The 16,454-nt window shown below is 42.3% G+C and carries 21 protein-coding genes; 2 read left to right on the top strand and 19 right to left on the bottom strand.

Features of this window, described 5'->3' with window-relative positions; all coding sequences use genetic code 11:
* Positions 1-28 precede the first annotated feature (28 nt).
* The gene (locus tag AC59IL_RS23000; RefSeq protein ID WP_496554548.1) at positions 29-802 is read right to left on the bottom strand and encodes a lysophospholipid acyltransferase family protein; all 774 of its coding nucleotides are present in this window, start codon (positions 800-802) and stop codon (positions 29-31) included.
* A 220-nt stretch (positions 803-1,022) separates the two neighbouring features.
* On the opposite strand from AC59IL_RS23000, the gene hxpB reads away from it, so the two are divergent.
* Entirely contained in the window at positions 1,023-1,679 is a 657-nt protein-coding gene (gene hxpB, locus AC59IL_RS22995) for a hexitol phosphatase HxpB (protein WP_496554547.1), read from the top strand.
* Between the two features lie 818 nt (positions 1,680-2,497).
* On the opposite strand, the gene rpsA is transcribed toward hxpB, so the two are convergent.
* Positions 2,498-4,426 carry a 30S ribosomal protein S1 gene (gene rpsA, locus AC59IL_RS22990; RefSeq protein ID WP_496554546.1) on the bottom strand — a complete coding sequence of 643 codons (1,929 nt, stop codon included), beginning with the start codon at positions 4,424-4,426 and terminating at the stop codon, positions 2,498-2,500.
* Positions 4,427-4,819: 393 nt separating this feature from the next.
* Here rpsA and AC59IL_RS22985 point away from each other — a divergent pair, with 393 nt between their 5' ends.
* Positions 4,820-5,278 (top strand): DinB family protein, encoded by a 459-nt coding sequence (locus AC59IL_RS22985; protein ID WP_496554545.1) that lies wholly within the window; start codon positions 4,820-4,822, stop codon positions 5,276-5,278.
* Positions 5,279-5,358: 80 nt separating this feature from the next.
* Here AC59IL_RS22985 and AC59IL_RS22980 read toward each other — a convergent pair whose 3' ends face one another.
* The 17 genes from AC59IL_RS22980 to rpsC all read right to left on the bottom strand — a co-directional run bounded on the left by AC59IL_RS22980 (position 5,359) and on the right by rpsC (position 16,454).
* Positions 5,359-6,663, bottom strand: coding sequence for a BaiN/RdsA family NAD(P)/FAD-dependent oxidoreductase (locus tag AC59IL_RS22980; protein WP_496554544.1), 1,305 nt, complete (start codon positions 6,661-6,663; stop codon positions 5,359-5,361).
* An 87-nt stretch (positions 6,664-6,750) separates the two neighbouring features.
* Positions 6,751-7,545, bottom strand: coding sequence for a type I methionyl aminopeptidase (gene map / locus AC59IL_RS22975; RefSeq protein WP_496554543.1), 795 nt, complete (start codon positions 7,543-7,545; stop codon positions 6,751-6,753).
* A 216-nt stretch (positions 7,546-7,761) separates the two neighbouring features.
* Positions 7,762-9,087, bottom strand: a complete 1,326-nt coding sequence (secY, locus tag AC59IL_RS22970) for a preprotein translocase subunit SecY (RefSeq protein ID WP_496554542.1) — start codon at positions 9,085-9,087, stop codon at positions 7,762-7,764.
* A 77-nt stretch (positions 9,088-9,164) separates the two neighbouring features.
* A complete protein-coding gene (rplO, locus tag AC59IL_RS22965; RefSeq protein WP_496554541.1) occupies positions 9,165-9,728 on the bottom strand; it encodes a 50S ribosomal protein L15 in 564 nt (187 codons plus the stop codon).
* A gap of 28 nt (positions 9,729-9,756) precedes the next feature.
* Positions 9,757-9,936, bottom strand: a complete 180-nt coding sequence (gene rpmD, locus AC59IL_RS22960; RefSeq protein ID WP_207513212.1) for a 50S ribosomal protein L30 — start codon at positions 9,934-9,936, stop codon at positions 9,757-9,759.
* A gap of 68 nt (positions 9,937-10,004) precedes the next feature.
* On the bottom strand, positions 10,005-10,523 hold the full coding sequence (gene rpsE / locus AC59IL_RS22955; RefSeq protein WP_496554540.1) for a 30S ribosomal protein S5: 519 nt from the start codon (positions 10,521-10,523) through the stop codon (positions 10,005-10,007).
* Between the two features lie 41 nt (positions 10,524-10,564).
* Positions 10,565-10,918, bottom strand: coding sequence for a 50S ribosomal protein L18 (gene rplR / locus AC59IL_RS22950; RefSeq protein ID WP_496554539.1), 354 nt, complete (start codon positions 10,916-10,918; stop codon positions 10,565-10,567).
* Positions 10,919-11,082: 164 nt separating this feature from the next.
* On the bottom strand, positions 11,083-11,637 hold the full coding sequence (rplF, locus tag AC59IL_RS22945) for a 50S ribosomal protein L6 (RefSeq protein ID WP_496554538.1): 555 nt from the start codon (positions 11,635-11,637) through the stop codon (positions 11,083-11,085).
* A 239-nt stretch (positions 11,638-11,876) separates the two neighbouring features.
* Positions 11,877-12,275 carry a 30S ribosomal protein S8 gene (rpsH, locus tag AC59IL_RS22940; RefSeq protein WP_496554537.1) on the bottom strand — a complete coding sequence of 133 codons (399 nt, stop codon included), beginning with the start codon at positions 12,273-12,275 and terminating at the stop codon, positions 11,877-11,879.
* Between the two features lie 101 nt (positions 12,276-12,376).
* Entirely contained in the window at positions 12,377-12,646 is a 270-nt protein-coding gene (gene rpsN / locus AC59IL_RS22935; RefSeq protein WP_496554536.1) for a 30S ribosomal protein S14, read from the bottom strand.
* A gap of 94 nt (positions 12,647-12,740) precedes the next feature.
* Positions 12,741-13,316 (bottom strand): 50S ribosomal protein L5, encoded by a 576-nt coding sequence (gene rplE, locus AC59IL_RS22930; RefSeq protein ID WP_496554535.1) that lies wholly within the window; start codon positions 13,314-13,316, stop codon positions 12,741-12,743.
* Positions 13,317-13,432: 116 nt separating this feature from the next.
* A complete protein-coding gene (rplX, locus tag AC59IL_RS22925; protein WP_496554534.1) occupies positions 13,433-13,771 on the bottom strand; it encodes a 50S ribosomal protein L24 in 339 nt (112 codons plus the stop codon).
* A 137-nt stretch (positions 13,772-13,908) separates the two neighbouring features.
* The gene (gene rplN / locus AC59IL_RS22920) at positions 13,909-14,277 is read right to left on the bottom strand and encodes a 50S ribosomal protein L14 (RefSeq protein ID WP_014220841.1); all 369 of its coding nucleotides are present in this window, start codon (positions 14,275-14,277) and stop codon (positions 13,909-13,911) included.
* 121 nt (positions 14,278-14,398) lie between these two features.
* The gene (gene rpsQ / locus AC59IL_RS22915) at positions 14,399-14,656 is read right to left on the bottom strand and encodes a 30S ribosomal protein S17 (protein WP_496554533.1); all 258 of its coding nucleotides are present in this window, start codon (positions 14,654-14,656) and stop codon (positions 14,399-14,401) included.
* A gap of 128 nt (positions 14,657-14,784) precedes the next feature.
* Positions 14,785-14,994: a 50S ribosomal protein L29 gene (gene rpmC, locus AC59IL_RS22910; protein ID WP_496554532.1), complete on the bottom strand. Its 210-nt coding sequence runs from the start codon at positions 14,992-14,994 to the stop codon at positions 14,785-14,787.
* Positions 14,995-15,077: 83 nt separating this feature from the next.
* Positions 15,078-15,497, bottom strand: coding sequence for a 50S ribosomal protein L16 (gene rplP / locus AC59IL_RS22905; protein WP_496554531.1), 420 nt, complete (start codon positions 15,495-15,497; stop codon positions 15,078-15,080).
* 141 nt (positions 15,498-15,638) lie between these two features.
* Positions 15,639-16,454: a 30S ribosomal protein S3 gene (rpsC, locus tag AC59IL_RS22900; protein ID WP_496554530.1), complete on the bottom strand. Its 816-nt coding sequence runs from the start codon at positions 16,452-16,454 to the stop codon at positions 15,639-15,641.

Here is a 16,454-nt window from a genome sequence, read left to right as displayed (position 1 = left end):
TTTAATCATTTTCAAATTTTCAAATCAGCTAATTTTCAAATTTCTCCATCTTCCAGTGGTGCGCTCCTTTCATTTTAAATGCCTTGCTTTGTTCAATGGCATCCATAATCTGGTCAAGGATCGCTTCGGCCGAAGCGTCGTAATCTATTTGTAATGGTTCTTTAAAAGTAACCGACAGCAGCGTGCCCTTCTTTTTTAACTTCAGTCCTTTTTTATTGAAGGCACGCCAAAAACCACTGATCACTACAGGTACAACTATAGGACGGCATTGTTTTATAATGTGAGCAGTGCCTTTACGGCCGGGTGCAAACGGTGTGGTAGTACCTTGCGGAAAAGTGATCACCCAGTTATTTTCAAGAGCGCGTGTAATTTTCCGGGTATCGGATGGATCGAGTCCTTTGCGCACTTCGGTACCCGAGCTCCGCCAGGTTCTTTTAACGGTCAGTGCTCCTCCAAGGGTAAATAAACGGCTGATCCAGCTGCCCTTCATGGTTTCTTCGGCAGCTACATAATAAACATTTGTAAAAGGATTCAATAAGTAATAAGGAACTCCCAGTTTGTTCTTCTTTCCCCATTTTACAGCACAGAAAATATGCAGAAACGTAATCACATCGGCAAAATAGGTTTGGTGATTACTTACAAACAAAACATTCTTTTTGGGCAACCGGGCTATATGTTCGGTTCCCGAAATTTTTAATTTATTGAAGATCGCAAGACCCGGCCATGTTAATACACCTATGATCGGATATAAAATTTTCCTCACCAGCTTTATATGCCTCATTCGTTCACTAAACGAGCTCATGCACTATAATTTTTTCCTTTCAATTTACTGAAATTAAAGAATTTGTTAATAACGGCAATTTATAATGTTGCTCATGCATTACGTGTGTAATTTATGGGTTTCTTTAATCCTGTTAATAATTTATTTTTAAATATTCATGCCAGCCACACAAGTAACATACGGCGATGCACCTTGTTCCTTTTACCTTGTACCTTGAGCCTTATCTGCTATCTTTGCGCCCATGAAATTTTCTGCCGTAATTTTTGATATGGATGGCCTGCTGATCGATTCGGAACCCTTATGGCAACAGGCCGGTGCCGAAATGTTACAACAATTTGGTGTTACGCTAACTGATGAAGAATATAATCTTACCACCGGTTTGCGTACGCCCGAATGGGTCGATTACTGGTTCACCCACTTTACCATTGACAAAAAAGAAGCTGTAGCAGCGGTGAAAATGGTTGAGCAAAATGCATTGGATAAAATAAAGCAACATGGTATTGCCATGCCGGGTGTTGAATACATCATGCAGTTTTTTAAAGAAAACAAATTTCAAATCGGCCTGGCTTCTTCCTCGCCTATGCGTTTAATTGAAGCAGTGGTTGAAAAACTGCAAATCAGGCCTTATTTAAATGCCATTACTTCGGCCGAACAGCTTCCGTATGGCAAACCGCATCCGCAGGTATTTTTAAATTGTGCTGAATTGTTAAACGTTCCGCCAACTGTATGCATTTGTTTTGAAGACTCGTTCAATGGTATGATCGCAGCCAAAGCAGCGCGCATGAAATGTGTGGTTATACCTGCCCCTCATGTACATCACCAGGGCCGCTGGGATGCAGCGGATAGTAAATTAAGTTCGTTACTTGAATTTAATAAGCAGTTGCTCGCAAAGCTGTAGAGCACTTGAAACGGCAAACGGCAATCCGCCTTCGCTATAGCTTCGGCAGACCCAGTTGGCAAACATTTAATTTTCGGTTACCCGAATACGTCTTAACCTGTCAACCTACCAACTTTTCAACTTATCAACTTTTTAAACTGTTAACCTGTTAACTTATCAACCTTCCAACCTGTTAACCTTTTAACTTTTCAACCTGCTAACTTCCCCCTCAAAACCAGAACGGGACATCCCGGCAAACACCGGAACATCCCGCTGATGATGAGAGTTGCTACCCAATGAACCTGTACTAATTTTATTTACTTATATGCACAGGGTAACCTGTACCTATGTACGTAAAATGAATTATATGTTTGTTTACAGTATGTTTTAAACGTTGAATCTGCATTTATGCCCGGTTACACCCGGCAATGAAGCGCAAAAAAGAACAGAAAAATGCAGATGAATACGAAGGAGTATAGCTTCTTCATACGGTACAATTTGGGTTTACGATAATATGAGTTCGCGCAAGGAAATTGGAAAGCCCGGTATAGGCCATTTGATAAACGGTAATTATCAGAGCAAGATTTAACAGGATCTACGAAAACGTTTAAGAAAGTTGGTTCTGATTAGCTTATATAAATTTAACTAACGGTTCTTAGTTTTGCAAGCTTTTTGAAACAAATATGTCAAACAAATGACTTTAATCAAGCGCACGATAATAGGCTGATGGTATAAGTCATTTTAAATGAATGCAATAACAACACACCTACACTTCCTGCAAAAAAAAGCGTCCCGATAATTCGGGACGCCTGTGTATTATTCAGTAAAACAAACCGGTGTTACTCTTTGGTTTCGGTTGTACCACCCTGTTGCTCTTCCTGTTTCAGTTTTTCCTTGATCTCAGCCAATGCACCCAGGTCGCCTAAAGTAGCTTTTTCTACTTTACCCTGAATGTTTTTCACTGCTTTCTTCGTTTTATCAGCTTCAGCACGGGCTTCTTTCTTCTGAGCTTCTTTTTCTTCTATCTTAGATTGTTCCCAGATGCGGGTATGCGATACCACAATGCGTTTTTCATTGCGGTCGAACTCGATCACCATAAACTGGGTTGTTTCATCAGCGCCAATGCTTTTGCCATCTTCACGCATGAGGTGACGGTTAGGAGCAAATCCTTCAAGGCCGTAAGGCAATTGAACTATGCCGCCTTTGTCGTCTCTGCGAATAACTGTTCCTTCATGAACTGAACCAACTGCAAAGGTACCCTGCAGTGCATTCCAGGGATCTTCTTCAAGTTGTTTATGGCCCAGTTGCAGTTTGCGGTTGTCTTTATCGATGCCGAGAATAACCACATCGATATTTTCGCCAACCTTAGTGTATTCAGAAGGATGGTTGAAGCGTTTCAGCCAGCTCAGATCGCTGATATGGATCATACCACCGATACCAGGAGCCAGTTCAACAAACACACCGTAAGGCGTAATGTTCTTTACCAAACCGGTATGACGGCTTCCTTCGGGGAATTTGGTTTCGATAGTGCTCCAGGGATCTTCGCTCATTTGCTTGATAGATAAGCTCATCTTGCGATTGTCTTTATCAAGCGTAACGATCTTAGCTTCGTATTCGTCGCCCAGTTTGAAGAATTCTTTCGCATTGATAGGTGTATTGGCCCATGTAATTTCACTTACGTGTACCAAGCCTTCAACACCCGGCATAATTTCGAGGAATGCGCCGTAATCTTCAATATTCACTACTTTACCTTTTACAACAGAACCTTCGTGAATATTTTCAGGAAGTATATCCCATGGGTGAGGAGTCAATTGTTTCAAACCAAGGCTGATACGCTTTTTCTCATCATCAAAATCCAATACAACCACTTTCAGCTTCTGATCCAGTTTCAACACTTCGCCCGGATGGCTGATACGGCCCCAGCTGATATCGGTGATATACAACAGACCGTCTAAGCCGCCCAGATCCATGAAGGCGCCGAAGTCGGTAATATTCTTGATAGTACCTTCCAGCACCTGGCCTCTTTCGAGTTTGCTCATTATCTCGGCACGTTGTGCTTCGATATCGCTTTCGATAAGTGCTTTATGGGAAACTACGGCGTTCTTAATAGCTTCGTTGATCTTCACTACTTTGAACTCCATTGTTTTTCCTACAAACTGGTCGTAATCAGTTACAGGTTTTACGTCGATTTGTGAACCCGGTAAGAATGTTTCCATACCGAATACATCTACGATCAAACCGCCTTTTGTTTTTGAAGTAACAGTACCGGTAATAACTTCGCCGGTTTTGTGAACTTCCACAATTTTTTCCCAGGCACGGGTAATGCGGGCCTGTTTACGGCTGAGATTAAGATGACCTTCCCGGTCTTCTTTTTCTACCACCATTACTTCCACTTCATCACCTGTTTTAAGGTTAGGTAAATCGCGGAATTCGTTTAACGAAACCAGACCATCGCTTTTGAAGCCGATGTTGATTACCACATCAGTTTTGGTAAGGGCCACTACCAGACCTTTTACCAGTTCACCGTCGGTAACTGCTTTGAAAGTACCCTCATATACAGCATCATATTTTAATTTCTCTTCCTTGCTGTAAGAAGCCACATTGCGTTTGTCGATACTCCAGTCAAAATCGTCGTGAGCGCTGTTGTCCACAACTTCCGGAGCCTGCACAGGTGCATTTGTTGTCGCTGTAGCTTCGGCGGCCTGAGTGGCTGCAGAAGACTCCTGTGCTTCAGCGTTTAATTGTTTAATAATTAAGTTCTGAAACATGATAAAAATCCGATGTTTTTAATTCGGGCTGCAAAGATAGGCTAAAATGCTGAATAGTAAAGGGATTCAGCGTTTTTTTTCCTTTACCAACTACTTGATTTGCACCGATTTAGGCAAACAGGTCAAATCGGTCAAATGGGTCAGAATTTTCTCCTTTTAACCTAATAATTATTTGTTTATCTACCTTTAGGCCCTGCTATGCAATACGCATCAGCAAAAATGATTATCTCTTTTCACTGTACATATTGTACGAAAATGAGTTATTATTTTTTCGCCGAACGTGTATAAATAAGATTGTTTTTAACGAACGAAAATTATTTTTTTGCAAGGCTATTCTGATGGGAACTTTTATTTTTACATTTATCGAAAATTTTATTCAACTGACTATTTGTTATGATTACACCAGTATTGATCATTTTATTTGAGCGAGACCTGAATAAATTGACTGAAGAAATTACGCAGTACCCTGACGACAGCAGCCTGTGGGTAACAAAAGAAGGAATTAAGAACAGCGGTGGCAACCTGTGTTTGCACTTAACCGGCAGTTTACAACATTTTATCGGCAATGTGTTGGGTGATTCGGGATATATACGAAACCGCGATGCAGAATTTACGCTGAAAAATATCAGCAAACATAAATTACTGAATGAAATAGAAAACACCAAAGTAGCAGTTAAGGATGCATTGGAACAAACCAGTAAAAAAGAACTGGAAAAAAATTATCCTTTGCCTATTAACGGTGAAACGGTAACTACTGAATTCTTTCTACTGCATTTGTTAACACACCTGAGTTATCATACCGGGCAGATCAATTATCACAGAAGATTATTAGGCTTTCCTCAGGCTCAATAGTATTTGATACGGTTTAGATGGTTTGATTGTTGGATGGTTATCGAAACCCGACAATCGAACCATCTGGCCTATTTCAGCCATCAAACCATCTGTGAAATTGCTTTCGCGGCAATGAATCCGCTCGTCCAGGCGTGCTGAAAATTAAAACCGCCGGTAATACCATCCACATCCAGTATTTCACCGGCAAAAAATACGTTTGGTATTATCTTGCTTTGCATGGTATTTACATCGATCTCCGATAACTGAATACCACCTGCAGTAACAAACTCTTCTTTAAAAGTAGTTTTTCCCTGCACTTTAAACTCCTGTGCGCAGCAATTAGTGATCAGCTTATTTTGCTCTTTTGCCGGCAGGTCGGCCCAGCGTTTGTCGGCATCGATGCCCGATTGTTCGAGCAAATACTGCCAAAACCTTTGTGGTAAATTAAAAGGATTGCGATTTATCATTTTCTGCGCCGCCATATCGAACCGCAATTGCTGCAATTGTTCGCGCAATGTATGTTCGTTATACTCAGGCAGCCAGTTTACAATGATTGAAAACTGATAATTGCAACCGGCCAGTTCCCGCGCACCCCAGGCCGATAGCCTCAATATGGCTGGTCCGCTCATGCCCCAGTGTGTAATGAGCAATGGTCCTTTTGATGATAAATTACTGCCGGTTATTTTAACATGCGCTTCGGGCACCGAAACACCCATTAGTTGTGTAATGGCATTACCGGGCATATTAAAGGTAAACAGCGAAGGCACGGGCTCTGCAATGGTATGTCCCAGTTGCTGTAACCAGGCGAATTGTGCTGTTTTTGGGTAACCGCCGCTGGCAATACATACGAAGTCTGCAGTCAGCGGTTTTAGGTTAGATAGTTCAAGCGTAAACTGTTTTTGTTCACTATTTCGCACTTCATCCGATTTCAGACTTCTGACTTCTGTCATCAGACTTCCGTCTTCAGACTTCCGACTTCCAACATCTGACTTCAGACTTCTTACTTCCGTCATCATTCTAACTTCTACCCCAAACCGATTCGCTTCTTTGATCAAACAATCAAGGACCGATTGCGACGAATTGGTAACCGGAAACATCCGTCCATCGTCTTCGGTTTTCAAGGGAACACCGCGTTGTTCGAACCATTGTATGGTATCGGTAGTAAAAAACTGATGAAATGCTTTTTTTACAAAGTTGGCGCCGCGTGGATAATTGCGGCTCATATCGGCAATATCAAAACAGGCATGTGTTACATTGCATCGTCCGCCGCCCGATACTTTTACTTTCGAAAGCAGTTTATTTGTTTTTTCAAGAATGATCACTTCCAGCGAAGGATGCATGCGGGCCGCATTCACAGCGCAAAAAAATCCGGCCGCTCCCCCGCCGATAACTACCAGGCGCTTCATTAAGTTATATGTTATAAGTTGTAAGTATTAAGTCAAATACAAGGAAAAGTAAGAAGAATGAACTACTTATTGCTTATAACTTAATACTTATGACTTTAAGTTCGGATTGGCCTTTTCAGCTGATTCTATAATGCTGTAATCAGATAATATATCGGCTTTTGTTTTACGCACGCACACGTCGTGCTCAAAGTGCACCGAATGCTTATGATCAACTGTGCGAACGGTCCAGCCGTCTTCTTCGGTATACACCTCTTTTTTACCCATATTGATCATCGGTTCAATAGCCAGCACCAGCCCTTCTTTCAAAACCGTTCCTGTACCACGACGGCCATAATTCGGTACCTGCGGATCTTCGTGCATCTGTTTACCCAAACCATGTCCTACCAGTTCGCGCACCACGCCGTAACCATGCTTTTTTTCGGTATGTTCCTGTATGGCAAAGGCAATATCGCCAATGCGGTTGCCGGCAACTGCTTTTTCAATGCCTTTGAATAATGATTCTTTGGTAATCCGTATCAGTTTCATCACTTCCTCACCGGGATCGCCGATGGCAAATGTATAGGCATGGTCGCCATGGAAACCATTCTTATAAACCCCAATATCAACCGAAATAATATCGCCTTCACGCAATTCATTGTTATCGGGAAGCCCGTGTACTACCACATCATTTACCGATATACAGGAGTTATAAGGATACCCATTATAGTTTAAAAAAGAAGGAGCCGCTTTATGATCGCGAATGTATTCACCAATTGTTTTATCGAGTGAAATAGTGGTTATACCGGGCTTTAACATGCCCGCTATTTCACTAAGCGTTTTACTCACCAGCAAAGCGCTTTCGCGTAAAAGTTCAATTTCTGCTTCTGTTTTGTAATAAATCATTTCATTAAATTATAAGCTGAACGCCTGATGCTGAACGCTGAACGCTTAATGCCGAACGCTAAGAATCAGTTTTGCATTTAGCGTTTTGCGTTGAGCATTTAGCGTTGTGCATTGAGCGTTTTGCGTTGAGCGTTCTGCATTCAGCGTTTCTTATTAAAACAAAACCTGACAACTTATGTTTGAAGCTGTCAGGTCTGGATTGCAAAAAATATTTTATTACAGAGAGGCCGGAGTTACCTGCTGGCGTCCCTGAATTCTTCCGCTCTTCATTAAACCATCGTACTGGCGCATCAGCAACTGGGTTTCGATCTGTTGCAGGGTATCGAGAATAACACCCACCATGATCAGCAGCGAAGTACCTCCAAAGAAGGAAGAGAACGATTGCTGAACGCCCAGTCTTTGTGCAAATCCTGGTAAAATACCAACCAATGCCAGCAATACTGCACCTGGGAAAGTGATTTTATCCATAACAGCACCGATATAATCGGCTGTAGGCTGTCCGGGTTTTACACCGGGAATAAATCCGTTATTACGTTTCAGATCGTCGGCAATTTGCTTGGGATTAAATATCAATGCAGTATACAGGAAGGTAAAACCAATTACCATTACTGCATAAATAATCATATACCAGAAGTTACTGTGATTACCAAACACTGCAGCCAATCCTTTTGTTGAATCGAAGTTAGATAACAGGGTTGGTAAAAACATGATGGCCTGTGCAAAGATGATTGGCATTACACCGGCGCTGTTAACTTTTAAAGGTAAGAACTGACGGGCGCCACCAAACTGGCGGTTACCCACAATTTGTTTGGCATACTGAACGGGCACTTTGCGAACACCCTGGATCAATACGATCAAACCCATTATTATAGCAACCAGAATAGCTATTTCAATTACGAAGATCAGCAAACCACCACCACCTCTGTTCGAGCGGGCCGACCATTCCTGCCACAACGATTGCGGGAAACGGGCAAGGATACCCACCATGATGATTACAGAGCTACCGTTACCCAAACCTTTATCGGTGATCTTTTCGCCGAGCCACATTACAAACAGGGTGCCTGCAGTAAGTACAACGGTGGTAGATAACCAGAAGAAGGGTTTATATGCTTCAACCATGGCCTGGCCATTGGTTGTATTCAAAAAAGCTACGTAAGCGCTGGCCTGTAAAATGGTAACCAGTACGGTGAGGTAACGCGTGTATTGGTTGATTTTTTTACGTCCGCTGTCGCCTTCTTTCTGTAATTTCTGGAAAGGAGGATACAGGATGGTCATCAACTGAATAAAGATCGATGCAGAGATATAGGGCATGATACCCAATGCAAGAATCGAAGCCTGGTGAAAAGCGCCACCTGCAAAAGCATCAATCAATCCCAGGATACCACCGGAATTACCAACGGTGATTTTATCGGGGTCTATACCGGGCAACACAATGTGGGTGCCTAAGCGGTATACGGCTATCAGGGTAATGGTAACCAGAATTTTACTCCTCAGCTCCTCAATACTCCAGATATTTTTAAGTGTTTGTATGAACTTTTTCACGGATTTGCAAAGTTTTATTTAATCCCTCAAAGAAAAAAGACGCACCGGTTGAATGCGTCTATGCAAGTTACACAAAATTACTTTACCAATTCTACGGTACCACCCGCAGCTTCAACAGCTTGCTTTGCTTTATCGCTAATGGCATTTACTTTAAAGGTCACTTTGCTTTTCAGTTCGCCGTTTCCTAATATTTTTACCTTATCTGTTTGGCTTACAAGACCGTTGATATATAAATTTTCGAGAGAAAATTCTTTCAGTTCATATTTTTCTACCAGATGATCTACCTGACCGAGGTTAAATACTTTGTACTCAACACGGAAAGGATTTTTAAAGCCGCGTTTGGGCAAACGACGCTGAATCGGCATCTGTCCGCCTTCATGGGCGTTTTTGCGTTGATAACCTGCACGGCTCTGGCCCCCTTTGTTACCTTTTGTAGAAGTGCCACCTTTACCGGAAGCTTCACCACGACCTAAACGTTTTTCTTTGTGCGTTGCGCCTTTGGCAGGCCTTAACTCATGTAATTTCATTGTAATTTGATTTTTACTTACGGGGAATCGCCCCTCGCTTTTTAATTTGAAAATTGGTGAATTTGAAAATTTGAAAATGGACTCAAAGTTAAAATGTGCTAATTGAATTTTCAAATTAGCACATTTTCAAATTTTCAAATTCTTAAGCTTCTTCAACTTTCACCAGGTGGGTTACTTTGCGAACCATACCCAGGATTTGTGGAGTAGCTTCAACTTCTTTCGAAGCATTGGTCTTATTTAAACCCAGTGCCTGCAGGGTTAATTTCTGCCGCTCGGGTCTGTCAATAGGACTTTTTACTAAAGTTATTTTAATCTTTTTCATGATTCAACTCATTATGGGCTGCCGGCTACCGGATGCCGATTCACGACTGCCGGTTGCCGGTTGCCGGTTTATCCGTTAAATACTTTCTTCAGGTTCAGTTTACGCTGACGGGCAACAGTAACCGGTTCACGCAATAAAGCCAGCACTTTAAAGGTAGCTTTTACCACATTGTGAGGGTTAGCAGAACCCAGCGACTTGGCCAATACGTCGGTAATACCTGCTGCTTCGAGCACAGCGCGCATGCTGCCTCCGGCAATTACACCGGTACCATGGGCAGCCGGTTTAACCAGTACTTTGGCAGCGCCTTCTTTAGCCCATTGGTCATGCGGAATAGTTCCATGCATGATAGGCACTTTTATGAGGTTCTTTTTGGCGTCTTCGATACCTTTGGTAATTGCTTCCTGTACTTCTTTAGCTTTTCCAAGCCCGTGTCCTACCACACCATTTCCGTTACCAACTACTACCAGGGCAGAAAAACTGAAGGCGCGACCACCTTTGGTTGTTTTTACCACGCGGTTAATAGCCACTACTTTTTCTTTCAGCTCCAGATCGCCGGCTTTAACCCTGTTTAAATTAACTTTTGCCATTATTTCTATTTGAAATTATCGGAATTGTATAATTGAACTAATTAAAATTGAAGTCCGCCTTCTCTTGCACCTTCAGCTACGCCCTGAACACGGCCATGATACAGGTTACCGCCACGGTCGAAAACGATTATGGTAATTCCCAGTTCTTTTGCTTTGCGGGCAACAGCCTGACCTACCAGTTTGCTTTTTTCAACCTTGGTACCTTTTTGCGCAGCGATGTCTTTATCACGTGAAGAGGCAGCAGCCAGTGTGAAACCATTTTCGTCGTCGATCAACTGTGCATAAATGTCGTTGTTACTACGAAAAATAGCCAATCTGGGCTTTGCAGCAGTGCCAGCCACCTTCTTACGAATGCGGTAGCGAATCTTCTGCCTTTGTTGTAATTTGGTATTCATTGCTTTTATTTTATGCCCTCCGATACTGCCGGAGAACTAATTTGATAATTTGATAATGCGATAATGTGCTAATTGATCGTCTTGTTTTAAGTTCCCGATAAGAATTCAATCACTCTTATCGGGAACTTCATTAGCACATTAGCAAATTAGCTAATCAGCTAAAATTATTTACCAGCTGCCTTACCAGCTTTACGACGAATTTGCTCACCAACGTATTTAACACCTTTACCTTTGTACGGCTCGGGTTTACGTAAGCTGCGTAATTTGGCGGCTACCTGACCCAGCAATTGTTTGTCAATGCCTTCGAGGGTGATTTTCGGGTTTTCCCCTTTTTCCTGTGCAGTTGCTACTTTCAGTTCTTTGGGGATCTCGAAAAGAATATTGTGCGAATAACCCAGCGATAAATCGAGCAGGTTACCCTGATTGCTTGCTTTATAACCTACCCCTACCAGTTCCAGTTTCTTTACAAATCCTTCGGTTACACCTTTTACCATGTTGGCCACCAGCGCACGGTACAAACCATGCAATGCACGGTGACGGATCTGGTCGGTAGGACGGGTGAAAATAACTTCTCCGTCTTTCACTTCTGCTTTAATATCACGGTCAATGGCTTGTTTCAATTCGCCCTTAGGACCTTTTACGGAGATCACATTATCAGCGCTAACCGTAATTGTAACACCACTAACAACAGTTACCGGTTTTTTACCTATACGAGACATAACTAATTTAATTTTTAGTTTGTAGTTTATTGTTTGAGTTCGCCGAACCGGTCAGCCCCTATAGGTTACGGGCTTAATGTATCCGGAGAACAAGCTTAACGCTTAATACTTAATGCTTAACGCCTAACGCTCAATGCTTAACGCTGTAAACTCAAAATTTAAAACCTGCTTTTTGCGTTCCGCGTTGCGCGTTCAGCCTTGTGCTTTTTGCGTTCCGCGTTTTGCGTTGGGGTGCAAAATTAATAAATATAGCAAAGAACTTCGCCGCCAACATTCTGAACTTTGGCTTGTTTATCGGTCATTACACCTTGTGATGTGCTGATAATAGCAACACCCAAACCGTTCTTTACTCTTTTGAATTCGGCCGGGCTGGCGTACTGACGCAAACCAGGGCGGCTGATTCTTTCCAGCGATTTGATAGCAGGTTCTTTACTTTGAGGATCATATTTCAGGGCTATTTTAATTACACCCTGTTTGCTGTCATCCTCAAATTTGTACTTCAGAATGTATCCCTGATCGTACAATATTTCAGTAATACGCTTTTTGAGGTTAGAAGCCGGGATCTCAACAATCCGGTGACCGGCTAACTGCGCATTCCGAACTCTTGTCAGGAAATCTGCTATGGGATCAGTTACCATGTTTATTTTAAATTATAACAGTTATACAATTTTTAATTACAACAAGCACTTTACCAGGACTTTCTTGTGCCTTGTATCTTGTGCCTTGTGCCTTTGTTTTTTTACCAGGATGCTTTTCTTACACCCGGGATTTTACCGTTCAACGCCATTTCACGGAACGTAACACGACTTACGCCGAAGTACCGGATATATCCTTTGGGACGGCCGGTTAACTGGCAACGATTTTTCAGACGAACTTTCGAAGAGTTCTTCGGCATTTCATCTAAAGCTTTGTAATCGCCGGCAGCTTTTAATGCAGCACGTTTTTCGGCATACTGCGCTACCATACGTTCTCTTTTTCTTTGTCTGGCTTTTACTGACTCTTTAGCCATAATTTATTTACAATTTTGAGATTTCTGAATTTTGCGGTTTTGGGATTTTATTCCCTCATCCTCTGCATCCTTTGCCCAAAGGCCGGAGCAATAATTATTCTACTTCTTTCTTCACTCCTTTGAACGGCATGCCCAGCTCTTTCAACAATTCAAATGCCTCTTCGTTTGTTTGGGCAGTGGTTACAAAAGTGATATCCAAACCGGTGATCTTATTTACCTTGTCGATATCGATCTCAGGAAAAATGATCTGCTCGGTGATACCCAGTGTATAGTTACCACGGCCGTCGAACGCTTTTTCATTGATACCTTTGAAGTCGCGTACACGAGGCAGTGCGGTAGCAATCAGCCTGTCGAGGAATTCGTACATTTTAGTACCACGTAAAGTAACGCGGGCACCGATGGGCATGTTCTTACGCAACTTAAAATTCGAAATGTCTTTTTTCGACATTGTAGGAACAGCCTTCTGACCCGATATATTGGTCAGTTCGTCAATGGCCACATCAATCAGCTTTTTATCAGAAACGGCTCCGTTAACACCGCGGTTGATGCAAATTTTTTCCAAACGAGGAACCTGCATCACAGTGCCATAGTTGAAACGCTTCATTAAAGCAGGTACAACATCTTTTTTGTACTTATCTGCCAGCCTTGGGCTATATTTTATTGTACTCATTTTTTAAAAGCTTAACGCGGAACGCTGAACGCATAACGCAATTAAAAACAATAGTTATCTATCACTTCAGGCTTTCCGCTTTCTGCGTTTTGCGTTGAGCGTTTAGCCTTTAGCATTTATTTTATTACTTCTCCTGATTTTTTTGACACGCGCACCAGTTTGCCTTCTTCGCGGCTGCGTTTTATTTTCACGGCAGCGCCGGCTTTGGCATCCCACAGCATCACATTTGAAATGTGAATAGCGGCTTCTTTTTTCACAATACCACCACGGGTATTACGAGCCGAAGGTTTTGTGTGGCGGGTAACGATGTTTACGCCTTCAATCAGCACACGCGATTTTTCGGGAAATACTTCCAGTACTTTGCGGGGCTTTTTAGCGTCTTTATCATCGCCGGCAATTACCACAACGGTGTCGCCTTTTTTAATATTAAACTTCGGTTTAAATCTGTTGCTCATTTTTTTAAAGCTTAACGCGAGATGCAGAACGCTGAACGCTGAACGCATAACGCAGTTACCAATTTATTTTTATTGAAAGCTTCGGGCTTTGCGCATATGCTTTAAGCGTTTTGCGTTTAGCCTTAAGCGTATAGCGTTTATAGTACTTCCGGAGCCAGTGAAATGATCTTCATGTATCCTTTATCACGCAACTCTCTGGCAACGGGGCCGAAAATACGGGTACCACGGGGTTCATCTGACTGATTCAACAACACTACGGCATTATCATCAAACCGGATATAAGATCCGTCTTTGCGGCGCAACTTATTTTTAGTGCGTACAATTACCGCTTTGGTAACAGTGCCCTTTTTAATACCACCGGCAGGAATAGCATCCTTTACGGTTACTACAATCTTATCGCCTATTTTGGCGTAATCCTGGCCGCTGTTTCCCAGTACACGAATACACAGTACTTCTTTGGCGCCACTGTTATCAGCTACATTTAATCTGGACTCTTGCTGAATCATTGTATTAGCTTTTAGCTCTCGGCCATTAGCTCCGATTGTGATCGGGAACTATAGCGAATGATTAAAAATATATTTCAAACGTCGTTAGCTCACAGCTTTTGACCTGCAGCTAACAGCTTTATTACTTCGCCTTTTCTACTACCTCTACCAGTCTCCACCTTTTTGTTTTGCTCATAGGGCGGGTTTCCATAATACGAACTGTGTCGCCGATGGTGCACTCATTTTTTTCATCATGAGCGTGGAATTTGGTAGTCTTTTTTACGAACTTACCATAAATGGGGTGCTTTACCTTTCTTTCTACCGCAACAGTAATGGTTTTGGTCATTTTGTTGCTGGTAACCACCCCGGTTCTTGTTTTACGCAAATTTCTATCAGACATTATCTTAATTTGAAAATTTGAAAATTCATTAATGTGATAATTTGCTAATTAGCTAATGTGATAATTAAACACCAATTCATCCCGCAGCAACCTCATTAGCACATCAGCAAATTGGCACATTAGCTCATTTATTTCACCAGCTCTCTTTTTCTTAATTCGGTTTTTAAACGGGCTACATCTTTGCGCAGGTCACGAATACTCATTGGGTTTTCCAATGGAGATATAGCGTGCGCAAACTCCAGTTTTTTAAGCCTCATCTCATCTTCCCCTACCCGGGCTTTCAGATCTGCCTCGCTCATATCCTTCAGGCTTTTTACAAAATCAATTCTCTTTGACATATAATTAATTTGATAATTTGATAATTAGCTAATGTGATAATCAAAAAACCATTAGCAAATCAGCACATTGGCTAATTAGTACATTATGCTGTATAATCGCGCCTAACAATGAACTTTGTTTTGATAGGCAGTTTTTGAGCGGCCAGTTCCAGCGCTTCTTTTGCTACTGCTTCGGTTACACCATCGCACTCAAATAAGATACGTCCTGGTTCTACTACAGCAGCCCAGAATTCGGGGTTACCTTTACCTTTACCCATTCTCACTTCAAGTGGCTTGCGGGTAATTGGTTTATCAGGAAATATGCGGATCCAAACATTACCTTCACGCTTCATAGCACGGGTCATAGCCTGGCGGGCTGCTTCTATCTGGCGGTTGGTTAACCAGATCGCTTCCTGAGCTTTCAAACCGAAAGAACCAAAAGCGATGGTAGTACCACGCTTGGCTACTTCGCGGATGCGGCCTTTCTGCGCTTTCCTGTGTTTCGTTCTTTTAGGCTGTAACATTTATTGTTAATTTGAAAATTTGAAAATTAGTTAATTTGAAAATTAGCAAACCGGCAAACATGAAAATGAAAATTCTGAATCAGTTAAACTATCAGTGACTTCATTTTCAAATTTTCAAATTTGCACATTTTCAAATTTGGTTTAGTCCTGTTGTCTTCTTTCACCTCTGTGCTGACCACCGCCGCCACCGCCTCTTCTGTCGCCACCACGGCCGCCGCCGCCACCTCTTCTGTCTTCACGATGATGCTCACCACCACCTTCTCTTCTGTCTCTTCTGTCGCTTACATCGCTCTTACCACCTACGAAGTTGGGGTTCAGATCTCTCTTGCCCAGGATTTCGCCTTTACAGATCCATACTTTAATACCGATCTTACCGTAAACAGTCAGCGCAAATACGTTTGCGTAATCGATATCCATACGCAGTGTATGCAATGGCGTACGACCCTGTTTAATTTCTTCTGTACGGGCAATTTCAGCACCACCCAAACGACCGCTGATCTTTATTTTGATACCCTCAGCACCCATACGAAGTGCAGAAGCGATCGCCATTTTGATAGCACGTTTGTAGTTAATACGATTTTCAATCTGGCGGGCAATGGTATCACCTACGATCATGGCATCCAGTTCGGGACGACGAATTTCAAGGATGTTGATCTGTACGTCTTCTTTGCCGGTGAGCTTCTTCAACTCTTCTTTAATGCGATCTACCTCGTTCCCACCTTTACCTATGATAATACCAGGCTTGGAAGTATGAATGGTAACGATCAGTTTATTCAGCGTACGCTCAATAACGATCTTTGATATGCCACCTTTGTTGATACGGGCGTTCAGATAAGTTCTGATCCTGTTATCCTCAATCAACTTGGTAGAAAAATCTTTTTTGTTACCATACCAGTTAGATTCCCAACCGCGGATAATCCCTAACCTGGCACCAATAGGATTCGTTTTCTGACCCAT

The organism is Niastella sp. sgz303648, assembly GCF_059587045.1.
The sequence above is the reverse complement of the archived record's forward strand: the minus strand, read 5'-3'. Positions and strand labels throughout refer to the sequence as shown.